This is a genomic window from Dyella sp. S184, assembly GCF_009766065.1.
Lineage (GTDB): Bacteria > Pseudomonadota > Gammaproteobacteria > Xanthomonadales > Rhodanobacteraceae > Rhodanobacter.
The window spans coordinates 340,461-353,576 of sequence record NZ_LMUE01000005.1 but is presented as its reverse complement, the minus strand read 5'-3'; the positions used below and the strand labels follow the sequence as shown (position 1 = coordinate 353,576).

General features: G+C 62.8%; 10 protein-coding genes and 1 riboswitch. Of the genes, 5 read left to right on the top strand and 5 right to left on the bottom strand.

What is annotated here, in order from left to right:
• Together thiC and GSQ75_RS11460 are read right to left on the bottom strand one after the other, a co-directional pair.
• The gene (thiC, locus tag GSQ75_RS11465) at nucleotides 1-1,878 is read right to left on the bottom strand and encodes a phosphomethylpyrimidine synthase ThiC (RefSeq protein ID WP_158755004.1); all 1,878 of its coding nucleotides are present in this window, start codon (nucleotides 1,876-1,878) and stop codon (nucleotides 1-3) included.
• Between the two features lie 108 nt (nucleotides 1,879-1,986).
• Nucleotides 1,987-2,081, bottom strand: a riboswitch (TPP riboswitch).
• 42 nt (nucleotides 2,082-2,123) lie between these two features.
• Complete coding sequence (locus GSQ75_RS11460) at nucleotides 2,124-2,723, bottom strand: TetR/AcrR family transcriptional regulator (RefSeq protein ID WP_254058546.1); 600 nt, start codon at nucleotides 2,721-2,723, stop codon at nucleotides 2,124-2,126.
• 323 nt (nucleotides 2,724-3,046) lie between these two features.
• Between GSQ75_RS11460 and GSQ75_RS11455 the strand changes: the two genes are divergently transcribed.
• Entirely contained in the window at nucleotides 3,047-3,706 is a 660-nt protein-coding gene (locus tag GSQ75_RS11455; protein WP_158755002.1) for a protein-L-isoaspartate O-methyltransferase, read from the top strand.
• Between the two features lie 35 nt (nucleotides 3,707-3,741).
• On the top strand, nucleotides 3,742-5,091 hold the full coding sequence (locus GSQ75_RS11450; RefSeq protein WP_158755001.1) for a TolC family outer membrane protein: 1,350 nt from the start codon (nucleotides 3,742-3,744) through the stop codon (nucleotides 5,089-5,091).
• Between the two features lie 64 nt (nucleotides 5,092-5,155).
• Here the strand turns inward: GSQ75_RS11450 and waaA are convergent, their stop codons facing one another.
• Nucleotides 5,156-6,421, bottom strand: a complete 1,266-nt coding sequence (gene waaA, locus GSQ75_RS11445; protein ID WP_158755000.1) for a lipid IV(A) 3-deoxy-D-manno-octulosonic acid transferase — start codon at nucleotides 6,419-6,421, stop codon at nucleotides 5,156-5,158.
• Between the two features lie 94 nt (nucleotides 6,422-6,515).
• On the opposite strand from waaA, the gene lpxL reads away from it, so the two are divergent.
• The 3 genes from lpxL (at nucleotide 6,516) to GSQ75_RS11430 (ending at nucleotide 9,433) form a co-directional block, all read left to right on the top strand.
• Entirely contained in the window at nucleotides 6,516-7,433 is a 918-nt protein-coding gene (lpxL, locus tag GSQ75_RS11440) for an LpxL/LpxP family Kdo(2)-lipid IV(A) lauroyl/palmitoleoyl acyltransferase (RefSeq protein ID WP_158754999.1), read from the top strand.
• A 186-nt stretch (nucleotides 7,434-7,619) separates the two neighbouring features.
• Nucleotides 7,620-8,360, top strand: a complete 741-nt coding sequence (locus tag GSQ75_RS11435; protein ID WP_158754998.1) for a polysaccharide deacetylase family protein — start codon at nucleotides 7,620-7,622, stop codon at nucleotides 8,358-8,360.
• Nucleotides 8,357-9,433 carry a glycosyltransferase family 4 protein gene (locus GSQ75_RS11430; protein WP_158754997.1) on the top strand — a complete coding sequence of 359 codons (1,077 nt, stop codon included), beginning with the start codon at nucleotides 8,357-8,359 and terminating at the stop codon, nucleotides 9,431-9,433. Before GSQ75_RS11435 ends, GSQ75_RS11430 begins: the two co-directional genes overlap by 4 nt.
• Nucleotides 9,434-9,548: 115 nt before the next feature.
• Here the strand turns inward: GSQ75_RS11430 and GSQ75_RS11425 are convergent, their stop codons facing one another.
• Nucleotides 9,549-10,358 (bottom strand): sulfotransferase family 2 domain-containing protein, encoded by an 810-nt coding sequence (locus GSQ75_RS11425; protein ID WP_158754996.1) that lies wholly within the window; start codon nucleotides 10,356-10,358, stop codon nucleotides 9,549-9,551.
• Nucleotides 10,359-10,518: 160 nt separating this feature from the next.
• Nucleotides 10,519-12,903 (bottom strand): protease pro-enzyme activation domain-containing protein, encoded by a 2,385-nt coding sequence (locus tag GSQ75_RS11420; protein WP_158754995.1) that lies wholly within the window; start codon nucleotides 12,901-12,903, stop codon nucleotides 10,519-10,521.
• Between the last annotated feature and the right edge of the window lie 213 nt (nucleotides 12,904-13,116).

Here is a 13,116-nt window from a genome sequence, read left to right as displayed (position 1 = left end):
TTACTCGCGTTGATAGATTTCGCTGCCCGTGGCACGAAACTCGGCGGCCTTCCCTGCCATACCCTCGTCGATCACCTCGAAGGCTCCCATGCCGTGTTCGGCGGCATAGTCGCGTACATCCTGGGTGATCTTCATCGAGCAGAACTTCGGGCCACACATGGAGCAGAAGTGTGCACTTTTGTGTGCGTCCTTGGGTAGCGTCTCGTCGTGGAATTCCTTGGCCTTCTCCGGATCCAGACCCAGGTTGAACTGATCGTCCCAGCGGAATTCGAAGCGTGCCTTGCTTAGCGCGTTGTCACGCACCTGCGCGCCCGGATGGCCTTTGGCCAGATCCGCCGCGTGCGCGGCGATCTTGTAGGCGATGATGCCGTCGCGCACGTCCTGCTTGTTCGGCAGGCCGAGGTGTTCCTTCGGCGTCACGTAGCAGAGCATGGCGGTACCGAACCAGCCGATCATCGCAGCGCCGATCGCAGACGTGATGTGGTCGTAGCCCGGTGCGATGTCGGTGGTCAGCGGCCCCAGCGTGTAGAACGGCGCTTCACCGCACTTCTCCAGCTGGCGATCCATGTTTTCCTTGATCAGATGCATCGGCACGTGGCCGGGCCCTTCGATCATCACCTGCACGTCGTGCTTCCAGGCGATCTGGGTCAGCTCGCCCAGCGTATCCAGCTCGCCGAACTGCGCCGCGTCATTGGCGTCCGCGATGCAGCCCGGGCGCAGGCCATCGCCGAGGCTGAAGGACACGTCGTACGCCTTCATGATCTCGCAGATGTCTTCGAAGTGCGTGTAGAGAAAGTTCTCCTTGTGATGCGCCAGGCACCACTTGGCCATGATCGAGCCGCCGCGCGAGACTATACCGGTGACGCGCTTGGCGGTCAGCGGCACGAAGCGCAGCAGCACGCCGGCATGGATGGTGAAGTAATCCACGCCCTGCTCGGCCTGCTCGATCAGGGTGTCGCGATAGATTTCCCAGGTGAGGTTCTCGGCCACGCCGTCGACCTTCTCCAGCGCCTGGTAGATCGGCACGGTGCCGATCGGCACCGGCGAGTTGCGGATGATCCATTCGCGCGTCTCGTGGATGTGCTTGCCGGTGGACAGGTCCATCACGTTGTCCGCACCCCAGCGGATCGACCACACCAGCTTCTCCACTTCCTCGGCGATGCCCGACGACACTGCACTGTTGCCGATGTTCGCGTTGATCTTGGTGAGGAAGTTGCGGCCGATGATCATCGGCTCGCTTTCCGGGTGATTGATGTTGGCCGGGATGATGGCGCGGCCGCGGGCCACTTCACCGCGCACGAACTCCGGCGTGATCAGCTTGGGCAGCGCCGCGCCGAACGACTGGCCCGGATGCTGGTCGAGCAGCGCACTACCGAGCAGCGCCTCGATCTTCTGGTTCTCGCGGATCGCGATGTATTCCATCTCCGGCGTGATGATGCCGCGCCGGGCGTAGTGCATCTGCGTCACGTTGGCGCCGGCCCTGGCACGACGTGGCACACGCGTGGCGGTGAAGCGCAACGCATCGAGCTTCGAATCCGCTGCACGCTTGCGGCCAAATTCGGAACTGAGTCCTCCGAGCAGCTCGGTGTCGCCGCGTTCGGCGATCCACGCGGCGCGGAGTGCCGGCAAGCCGCTGGCCAGATCGACGGCATAGTCCGGGTCGGTATACGGACCGGAAGTGTCGTAGACGGTGATCGGCGGATTGTTCTCGCCACCGAACAGGGTCGGCGTCTGCGCCTGGCAGATTTCGCGCAACGGCACCTGCAGGTCGGACCGGCTGCCCTGTACGTGGATCTTGCGCGACCCGGGGATCGGGCGAACAACGGCTTCGGAGAGTTCCTGCGCGGCACGCGCAAGATCGGAGGGCTGGGCATTCATCGGGATGTCTCCGGCTTCTGTTGAAAAGTCCGCACTTGGATGTGCGGCTTTTTTGCGAGCAACTCGCGTGCAACAACAGAAGCGGGGGCGCCGGACGCACGATGGCTGACCTCGTGCGACGAAGCTCCCTACACCGGTATTAGCCGGATCAGGTTCGAAGGGACTCTCTCAGCCGACTATCGCCGGCACCCCCGCTTCAACCGGGCTATTCAAGCACGAAGCGGGGCAGTCGGCGAGTGCACGGCTCAACGCGGCCGATAGGCACGCAGGAACATGGTGACGCCGGCGCGCGCGGTGGCCTCGATTTCCTGGGCATAGCTCTCGGGGCAATCGGTACAGCCGAACATCTGACGCATCATCAGGTTGCCCTTGATCAGCGTAAGGAACTGCACGCAGGCGCGCGGCACGTCCTCAATTTCCAGCTGGCCGGCGTCAACCGCCTGCGTCAGCAGGCGTTCCATCAAGCCATGCGTGCGCGTCGAGCCCTCTTCCCAGATCAGCCGGCCGTAGCGCGGATTGCCCTGGCGGCAGTCGCTGAGGATGGCGCGGAAGGTACCCACGGTTTCTGGATTGCAGTCCACATGGGCATGCGTCAGCGCCACCCGCAGCAAGGTATCGCGGATATCGACGTGCGCGTCGAAGAGATAAGTCTCCTCCGGCAGCAGATCCTGGATGCGCGAGCGGATCACCTCACGGAACAGATTGTCCTTGTCACCAAAATGGCTGTACACGGTGAGCTTGGACACACCAGCGTCTGCCGCAATGGCATCCATGCTGGTTCCTGCAAACGCATTGCGGATGAATAATGCCTTGGCCGCGACCAGGATCGCCGCACGCTTTTCCATGTCCTTCGGGCGACCAGGGCCCTGCTGGGGTCTGATTTGCGCGCTGGTAACCATGCCCGCACCTTCACAAATGGGAATCCAGACTTTATTATACGAGACGGTTCAATTATTTTCCAGAATGCTACCTTCCGCTCGGTTCAGGCACGCCATTCATGTGCACCCTTGCGCCAGGTGACGGCCGTCAACCGCTTGCGATGACTTCCGGCACTACGTAGGCCGGCGCGCAAGCGGCAGGCTTGTCGTTGTCGAAGGTTATCGTTGTGGGACCGGGCGCAAGCGCTTATCCTTTTTGACCTTTTTCGATCCGTACGGGACACCAGCAGATGGCGATGAACTTCGAGCAGGCACGGCTGAACATGGTGGAAAACCAGGTGCGCCCGTGGGAGGTGCTGGACGCCCGCGTGCTGGATGTCATCAGCCACGTGCATCGCGAGGATTTCGTCGATAGCGCGCATCGCCAGCTGGCCTTTGCCGACCTGTGCCTGCCACTGGGCCACGGCGAGGTGATGATGAAGCCGGTGGTGGAAGGCCGCGTGCTGCAGGCGCTAGCCTTGCAGCCGACCGATCAGGTACTGGAGATCGGCACCGGTTCGGGCTTTCTCACCGCCTGCATGGCCACGCTGTCGGCCCAGGTAACGAGCCTCGACATCCACGCCGATTTCATCGCGGCAGCCACCAAGCGTCTGCTTGCCGCGGGCATTGCCAACGCCACCCTGATCACCGGCGAAGCAGTCAACGCGTGGCAACCGCAGGGGCTGTTCGACGCGCTGGTGGTAACCGGCGCGGTAGCCGAGATTCCTGCGCGCTGGCTGACCTGGCTCAAACCCGGCGGTCGTGCGTTGATTGTGCACGGGCAGTCGCCGGTGCAGCACGCCACCTTGCTGACCCATGAAGGCGCGGGCCGCTACCGCGAAGAAGTGCTGTTCGAAACCGACCTGCCATACCTGACTCATGCCGAACCGCCCCAACGGTTCGTCTTCTGAACTACGCCCCCGACCGAATCCCCACGAGGCAACCCATGCGTTTGAAGCTGCTCACTCTGGCCCTGGCGATGGCCGCCATTTCGCTGCCAAGCCATGGCGAGGATCTGCTCGATGCCTACCAGCAAGCGCGCGCCAATGATCCGGTGCTGGCGCAGGCCGATGCCACTCGACTATCCACCGGCGAAGGCGTGGATCAGGCACGCGCGCTGTTGCTCCCGCAGGTCTCGGCCGGATTGACCTTCAGCCAGACCAAGAGCGACGGCAGCGAGATTATCGAGGACCCGAACAACCCGGGCCAGACCATCGACAGCAGCGGTTTCGGCCATACCCGTACGCGCGACATCAGCGGCCAGCTCAGCCAGAGCGTGCTCGACTTCAGTAAGTACGCCAACCTGAAGGCAGCCCACTCGGCCGCGGATGCCCAGGACCAGACCTACCAGGCGGCACTGCAGGACCTGTTCGTACGCGTCACCACCGCCTACTTCACCGTCCTCACCGACGAGGACGAGCTGACCTTTGCCAAGGCCAACGAAGACGCCCTCAAGCGGCAGTACGACCAGGCCGACCAGCAGTACAAGGTCGGCGTGGCGGCGATCACCGGCGCGTATCAGGCCAAGGCCGCTTACGAGGCCGCCAAGGCACAGACGATTGTCGCCCAGAACACTCTCGACAACGACCGTGAGGCGCTGAGCCAGATCACCGGCCAACCGACCGGCAACCTGAAAAAGCTGCGTAACGACCTGCCGCTCGATCCGCCGATACCGAACGACGCCGACGCCTGGGTGAAGACCGCGCTGGAGTCCAATCCCAGCCTGCTCGCGCAGCGCGACAACGTCGAGACGGCCGAGCACAACATCAGCGCCGCCCGCGCGGGCCACCTGCCGACAATCAGCGCCAACGTCACCTACGGCAAGAGTTCGAGCTGGTACCAGAACGCCGATATCCACCAGAACACGCCCGCCTCGACCACGATCGGGCTGACCTTGAGCGTGCCGATCTTCTCCGGCGGCCTCGTCCAGTCACAGGTACGCCAGTCGATCGACCAGCGCGATGCTGCCCAGGATGCCATGGAATCCGCGCGTCGCCAGATCAAGGCCAGCACCTTGAACTACTACCGCTCAGTGCTCGCCGGCATCGCCCAGGTGCAGTCTGGCAAGGCTGCGGTGCAATCGGGCCAGGAGGCGTTGGAGGCAACCCGCGCGGGCTTCTCGGTGGGTACCCAGACGATGACCGACGTACTGCTGGCGATCCAGACGCTGACTTCCTCGGAGAGCACCTATTCGCAGGCCCGGCATCAGTTCGTGCTGAACAAGCTGCTGCTCCTACAGTCTGCCGGTACGGTCGAACTGAAGGACATCCAGACGATCAACGCGCTGCTGCAGTAAACCGCAACCGCCGATCGCATTGCAGAATACGGCCGGGCTCACGCCCGGCCGTATTTTTTTGTGGCTATTCCTGCAGCAAGGTATCGATCATCTGCATGATGCGCTGCACGGCACCACGCTCGCGTTCGAAAACCTGTTGTGCTGCCAGTCCCATGCGTTCCCGTTTAACCGGATCGCGCAGCAGTTGCAGTACGTCGGGACCGAGCTGACTGCTGTCCCTCACCAGCTCGGCTCCGCCCTGCTGGATCAGGCTGCGTGTGATCTCTTCAAAGTTGAAGGTATGCGGCCCCACCAGCACCGGGATCGACAAGGCTGCCGGCTCCAGCACGTTGTGGCCGCCGATCGGCACCAGACTGCCGCCAACGAAGGCCACATCGGCCGCCGCAAAGAACGGCATCAATTGACCCATCGCATCGATCACGAACACCTGGTTCGACGGTGACGGCGTGCCGTCGGCGCTACGCGTGCCCACCGAAAAACCCAGGCTGCGCACCGAGTTTTCGATCAGGCGGAAACGTTCCGGATGACGTGGCGCCAGCAACAACAACGCATCCGGCAATCGCGTGAGCACCTGCAGATGCGCCTCGAGTGCGGCCTGTTCCTCGCCTTCGTGCGTGCTGGCCGCCATCCAGACCGGCCGCCGCGGTCCCCAGTGATTGCGCATCGCCGCGCCATCAGCCACCGCACCCTCCGGTATCAGCATGTCGAACTTCATGTTGCCGGTAACCACTATCTGTTGCGGATCCGCGCCTAGCAGCCGATAACGCGCAGCATCGGTGCGTGACTGCGCGGCAATCTGGCGTACGCAGCGCAACGCCGAGCGCGCCAGCGCACGGAATGGTCGGTAGCCGCGCATCGAGCGCTCGGACAATCGCGCGTTGACGATCATCAGCGGGATGCCGCGACGGCGGCAGGCGAAATACAGGTTTGGCCAGATCTCGGTTTCCACGATAAGCGCCAGCCGTGGCCGCACCCGGTTGAGGAAACGGCTCACTGAAAACGGCAGGTCGTACGGCAAGTAAACATGGAACACGCTGTCGCCAAACAGCTGATGCACCCGGGCCGTGCCGGTCGGGGTGATCGTGGTGATCACCAGCGGCGCGTCCGGATAATCCCGACGCAATGCCTTGATCAACGGCTCCGCCGCATTCACCTCGCCGACCGATACGGCGTGCACCCACACACTGCCGCTGAAGCCTGGTGACCGGAAGAAGCCGAAGCGCTCCGGCCAGCGCCGGGGATACGGTCGCGAACGCACCCCACGCGCGAGTAGGCGCAGTACCAGCACGGGCGTTACCAGGAACATCGCGAGGGTATAGAGGTAGCGCAACGGTCGATCCTTGCCGGCAACGCAGGAGTATAGCGAGAGCGGCCCGCATGGGCCTGATGCGAGGCGGCCCGCTACAATACGCACGATGCCCGGCATGCCCCGCCCCACCTTCACCCGCTCGCTGCTTGCTCCGCGCCATTGGCCGGCATGGTTCGGCGTGGCCGTGATCTGGCTGATCGCGCAACTGCCGCAGGCCGCGCTGCTGTGGCTCGGCCGCCGGCTCGGCGCGCTAGTGCTGCGCGTTCCCTCGCAACGACGGCATGTCGCTGAAGCGAATATCGCGCTGTGCTTCCCTGAACTCGATGCGGCCGCACAAGCCAGGCTGGTCGATGCCAACCTGCGCGACATCGGCCTGATGATGGTCGAGTTCGCGTTGGGCTGGATGGGCAGCGATCGGCGCATGGCGCGCACCCCGACCCGCATCGAGGGACTGCAGCATCTGGAAGCCGCGCGTGCGCAGGGCAAGGGCGTGCTGCTGGTGGGCGGCCACTTCTCGCATCTGGAACTGTGCGCGCGGCTGGTCTCGCAACGCATCCGGATTTCCGGCATGTACCGGAAAATGGATTCAGCCGTGTTCGAGTGGATCGTGCTGCGCTCGCGCCTGCATTACGCCGAGGCAATGTTCGACAAGGACGACATCCGCGGCACGGTGAAACACCTGCGCGGCGGCGGCACGCTGTGGTACGCGCCGGACCAGGACATGCGCAGCAAGGACAGCGTGTTCGTGCCGTTCTTCGGTATACCGGCGGCTACCATCACCGCCACCCACCACCTGGCCAGGATGTCCGGCGCGGTGGTGATCCCGTTCTTCCATCGCCGCCTGCCGGGTGGCCAGGGCTACGCCCTGCGTCTGGGCGCACCACTGGAAGGCTTTCCGGGCACGGATGTGCTGGCCGACACGGCACGCGTCAACGCCTGCATCGAGCAGATGGTGCACGAGGCGCCGGAACAGTATCTGTGGGTGCACAAGCGCTTCAAGACACGGCCGGCGGATGCCCCTGCGCCTTATTGAGCCCGACAGGCGCACGAAAGGGTGCACCGTGTGAAATTGCACCAGTATCCGAAGGCCTCACCTCACCATGCCGACCCATTCCAGTCCTTGCCGGCTGCCCCTTCGCCGGCGTAAGCGCGCCCGCCTCAGCCAAGCCGGCGTCATGGCCTGCGCGCAAGCGGCTCATCGTGAAGCACGGGGCAGCACATGAGCCGCGATACCTCGGCCACTCGCCTGCCGATCCTCACTTACCACAACATCGCGAACGCGCCGCGCGACATCCGCCGCTGGCGCAGCCTGTACGTGAGCCCCGGAACGTTCGCGCGACAGATGTGGCTGCTGCGGCGATTTGGCTACACCGGGCTGTCCATGTCTGCCGCGATGCCCTACCTGCAAGGCGAGCGCACCGGCCGCATCGCCATCATTACGCTGGATGATGGTTACGTGGACAATCTGGAGTCTGCGCTGCCGGTGCTGCAAGGCTATGGTTTCAGTGCTACCTGCTACGTCGTCAGCGGCAGCATCGGGCAATACAACCAGTGGGATGCCGAGCGGCTGGGCGTGCGCAAACCGCTGATGTCGGCGGAGCAACTGCGCGAGTGGCAACGCGGCGGCATGGAGATCGGCGCGCATACCCGCAGTCATCCCCGGCTGACGCAATGCAGCGACGCGCAACTGCGCGACGAGATCCACGGCAGCAAGGCGACGCTGGAAGACTACCTCGGCACACCGGTCACGCAGTTCTGCTACCCGTACGGCGATGCCGACGATCGCGTGGCCGGCGTGGTCCGCGAAGCCGGCTTCGCCGCCGCCACCACTACGGCGCGCGGCCGGGCCAGCGCCGGCATGGATCTGTGGCGACTGCCGCGGGTGCAGATCGCACGCCACCACCTGTTGCCACAGTTCGCCATGCGCGTGATGTCGGGTTACGAGGATCGCCGCGGGTGAAACTGCTCTTTGTCGGAACCAACCCCGAAAATACCGGGGCCGCCAGCCACTTCGTCGCCCTGGTGCAGGCGATGGCCGAGGCCGGGCATGAGGTCAGCGCAGTGGTCCATCCCGACAGCCAGATCTGGCAGGGGCTGGCGCAGTCGCATGTCCGGCTGTACAAGGCGAAATTCCGTAACGTGCTCGACCTGCGCGGCTATGCCGCCGTGTTCAAGGCGGCGCGAGATCTGAAACCCGACTGGCTGATCGGCAACTTCGGCAAGGAGTACTGGCCGCTGATCCTGGCCGGACGCTTGCTACGGGTGCCGGTCGCGCTGTTTCGGCATCGCACGCCGGCGATGAAGCGATTTTCCGCCTACCTGATCCCGCGTCTGGCACAGCGTTTCTTCGCCGTCTCGCAGCATGCCCGTCAGGCTTACCTCGATCGCGGCACCCCAGGCCAGTTGGTGCGCGTGCTGTACAACCCGGTGAACATGGAGCTGTGCCGGTTCGATCCGCAGCAGCATAGTGAGATCCTGCACTCGCTCGGTATCGACGAGAATGCGATCGTGCTCGGCTACACCGGCCGCATGCACAACGACAAGGGCATCGTCTCGCTGTTCGAAGCCACCGCGGCGGCCATGGCTGTGGAGGCACGACTGCACTGCGTATGGGTGGGCGATGGCACGGATGCGCAAGCCCTGCGTGATCGCGCCGCGGCGCACCCAACCTCGGCACGACACCACTTCGTGGGCTGGATCCATGACGTCCACCCCTATTACAGCGCGTTCTCGATGCTGGCCTTCCCGTCGATCGCGACGGAAACATTCGGCCGGGTCTCGGTCGAGGCGCAGGCCACGGGAGTTCCCGTACTGGGCAGCGATATCGGCGGGATCCCGGAGACTCTGGACGCCGGTGTCACCGGCCTGCTGCTGCCGCCAGGTGACGTCGACGCGTGGCGCGAGGCCATCCTGAAGTTATGCGACCCCGCACTGCGGATGTCGATGGGTACCGCCGCGCAAGCGTATGTACAACAGCATTTCAGCACGCGGGTGATCGCCGAAGAATTCCAGTGCGTCCTGCTTGAGGACTAAGGCTGCGTCGGATCAATCCGCGCTGCAGTTCTACGCGTTCCTGGCGTACTTCAGGAACGCGTAGAACGCGTGGATCCGGGCCACGATGAACTCGACCCGGCCCGAACGGCAATCATCATTCAACGGACCGCATGATAGGAACGAGTGGCTCCATGGAGCCGGCAAGAACCTCGGGCAGTGACTGCAACCGGTTCACGCTCGACCTAATCCCGACACCATCAACCACGTTGGCTGCCTGACCTTCGCGCGCACCGATGCTTCGCGCGCGCCACGTCAATGCCCGTTGATACAGTTCCATATCGGCTGCATGGAACTCACGCACCTTGTCCAGGAAGGCGGTATCCGGCGCCTGACGCAAGCCAGAATATTTCGTCGTGTTGCGCGATCGCGGTTCCAGGCTCGTGGACAGGTAGCGCCGGCAGAACTCCTGCAAGTCCTCCTGGTAATGCTCGCTGATGCCGATAAAGGCGAAATTATCCAGCGGAAAATTCCACAGGTACTGGGTATAGATATTCCTGAACCGTTCGCTGAGGCAGAACTGCTCCAGCGTCCAACTCTCTTCAATGACTTGTCGATGATGCGGCGCGGAAGCTTTCTCATCGTAGCTTTCCTGCCAGTAGTAATAATGCGAGATCATCCGTGTGACAGGGTCTCTCATCCAGGTCACGAAGGTAAGCTCCCGCGTGGCCGCAAGCGGCAGATACTTCACCGGCAGGAAGTGCCCGTGCACGCATTCGATGTCACCCAGCCCCTGTGCAGCAATCTCTACGCCTGCCGCAAGCGCAGCCTCGCAGCGCTGAGCCATGGGCTTGCAGATGCCCTGATCAGCGTAATCTCGCCTGTATCGATCGCCGAAATGGGACGCCAGTGAACTACCGAAGCTCGTTCCCGCCGTCTTTGGTAAATGCAGCGAGATAATGGTCATTCGCCCCCCACGCCGACAGGCTTATTTAGCGATGCTAGCCGCTTATGTTAAACGCGTATGACAGAAAAATGAACCTGGCCGCGACCAGGCTGCAAAACGGACGATGCCCTGGCAGCATCAGCCGCCAGGGCATCGTTGAAGCAGAGTACCCGTTACTTGGTTACTTGACAGTAACTACAGCCGGTGCGGCCGGTGGCGCGTTGTCGAATGCCCTCCATGCGATCAACAGGTTGGTGGCATTCACCGAGCCCAGGCCATTGGCAAAGCTCCAGCCCGGCTGGGCCGGGAAGGCCTTGTTGGTCGCCGTATAATTGGTAGGTGCAGCGACGGTGCTGGTCAGACCCACCTGTACATTGTTGTAGTCCACTGTTCCATAGTAGTAACAGTTGGCCGTGGTGAACCCTTGCTCCTGATAGCACTGCGTGGAATTCGAGCCGCTGGTGACATTGTAGAATACGCAGCCGCTGGTTCCCGTGGTGCCATTGTTGGCGTTGCAGGCGGCCAGCGTGGCCGGCGGTGTACCGGTCGCGCCGCCGTATTCCTGTGCCGCCAGCGCATACAGCGTCGGTGCCGCATTGCCTTGGTCCATCGGCAGACCGCGCGCAGCCAGCCCCTGATCCATCAACGCCTGGATACCGGCAAACATCGGTGACGACAACGAGGTACCAGCCTCCAGAGCGGTCGCCGTGGTAAAGCCCGGCTCGCATGGATACTTGTTGGAGCAGAGGATCACCCAGGTGTGGTCACCCCACGACCCGCCGAACAGCGAGACATCGGGTACATCGCGCGACTGATCGTTCGCCGCGTTGTAGACCTGCCGCTGCCATACGGGCTTCGCATCCACCCTGGACGGCCCACCGCTGCCGGCTTCGGAGGTCACGTAGTCACCATTGGGGTCGTACTTCAGGTATTCCTGACAGTACGCCAGAGCACTGCTGAAACCCAGCGCCGTCGCGGCGACGCCGTTGCCGCAGGACGTGTTCCATGGAATCTCCGGCACATACGACAGCGCCGAACCACCGACCGCACTCGGCGTCGGCGCGAAATACTTGCTGGTGGTGCCTTCGATATAGTCGGCGAAGTCCGTGCCACCAACCACGGTGTCATGCGGCGAAGTGCCGAACGCGTTGGCGTCGACCGCCGAGTCGCCCGACTCGCCGTTGATGATGCCGCCATTGAAGCTCGGGTTGGAACCGGAGTCACCGGCGGAGACGAACACCGAAATACCCTCGGCGTCGGCCTGCGCCCACATCAGATCGATGCCGGTCTTGCTGGCGGGGTCGGTAAAGTACTCGCCGTAGCCGTAGCTGGCACTGATGATGTCCGGACGACCACTCGGTTCGTTGATCAGATTGGTCGCCGCAACAAATACACCGCCAAAGAAGTTGCTGGTCGCATAGTAGAAGTTGCTGTTGTTGACGTAATAGTCCGCGCAGGTAGCGACCTCGATGTTCGCGCCGGGCGCGATCGCGGTAGACCATTCCGCATCGAGCACAGTCTCCGTGTCATCCTGAGCATAGCCAAAAACGGCATCCGGATCTTCGCAGTTGTTCGTGCCACTGGGCGGCGCCGGATTGACCTGACTGAATGTACCGCCGTATTGGCCAAGATTGAAGGTGCTGACGAAATTGGTCCAATCCCCCGGCACCATGTCGCCGTCCTCAACGACCGCAATGGTCACGCCGGCGCCGGTGAGGCCATTACCGCGGATCGTCTTGACATTGTAGATCGTGGACATGTCGTTCGGCACCAGACCACGCAAGGCGCCCCCGTTGAACGAGACGGCCTGGGCGATTCCCTTTGGGGCTGTGGGCGTGGCGGTCTTGGCGACAAAGCCCTTCTTCGACGCATTCCATTGCGCGACCTTGGGCTTCTTGGCCAGGGATGTTGCATGGAAGTCATTCAGGCCCATCACACCGGCCACCACGGGTGCCAACGCCGCCGGAATGCTGATGTCGCTGGAATTTGACAGGTGCTTGACCGGGGTCTGGGTGAGCTTTCCGGTGGTACTGTCCCGAACTGTTTGACTTAGCGTGTAGACGCTTTCCTGCGTGTGGAACGCCGCATTCACCTGCGCGACCGTGCCACTGAAATCGATCTGTGTCTTGTTCGGGTAGACGTTGTTGACGGTGAACCCCTGCGCAGTCAGCCAGGCCGTGACGGCGGCGATATCAGCAGGGTTCGCGCCGAACTCCTGACCAAACTCCTGTGGTGTCAGCCACTTCTGGAACTGGGCCGACTTGGGATTGTGTAGATTGGCGATGGTCGTTTCCATCGCGGCCTGACGCGCCGCGCTGGGCTTGAGTATCAGCTGCAGGTGATTCAGCTTGGTGGTGCCAGGCAGCGGGGTGCTTGCCGTTGCCTGGGCAATGAATGCCAGACGGGTCTTCGGGATCGTGTACAGACTGGTATTGCTGACGGCTTGGGTGACCTGTGGTGCCTCGCTGGCACCGGCTGAAACCGTTGGCTGCGCCATCAGCATGGCTGGTGCGCCGGCCAACGCGGCGGCGATCGACGCACTGAGAATGAAATAGCTTTGTTTCATGATGAAGCTCCTGTGTAAGTTGATCAAAAGTTGATGGCGCAATTACCAGATCCACTTTGCGAACAGCACTCACGACATCTGCTTACATGCCTGCCTGTCACGACCCCCTGAATTACCGCTCGTTGTCTCCCACTTTCGACTCTCGTTATGGTTTGCACCAATCAAATCCTGTTGCGCATGCGTATGACGCGTTGCATTACCTGACTGCGGTTA

Bases quoted from the DNA above. Each gene is read 5' to 3' on its own strand.
- lpxL (WP_158754999.1), top strand. From the start codon at position 6,516: ATGCCCCGCCCCACCTTCACCCGCTCGCTGCTTGCTCCGCGCCATTGG.
- GSQ75_RS11460 (WP_254058546.1), bottom strand. From the start codon at position 2,723: ATGGAAAAGCGTGCGGCGATCCTGGTCGCGGCCAAGGCATTATTCATC.
- GSQ75_RS11425 (WP_158754996.1), bottom strand. From the start codon at position 10,358: ATGACCATTATCTCGCTGCATTTACCAAAGACGGCGGGAACGAGCTTC.
- GSQ75_RS11420 (WP_158754995.1), bottom strand. From the start codon at position 12,903: ATGAAACAAAGCTATTTCATTCTCAGTGCGTCGATCGCCGCCGCGTTG.
- GSQ75_RS11435 (WP_158754998.1), top strand. From the start codon at position 7,620: ATGAGCCGCGATACCTCGGCCACTCGCCTGCCGATCCTCACTTACCAC.
- thiC (WP_158755004.1), bottom strand. From the start codon at position 1,878: ATGAATGCCCAGCCCTCCGATCTTGCGCGTGCCGCGCAGGAACTCTCC.
- GSQ75_RS11450 (WP_158755001.1), top strand. From the start codon at position 3,742: ATGCGTTTGAAGCTGCTCACTCTGGCCCTGGCGATGGCCGCCATTTCG.
- GSQ75_RS11455 (WP_158755002.1), top strand. From the start codon at position 3,047: ATGGCGATGAACTTCGAGCAGGCACGGCTGAACATGGTGGAAAACCAG.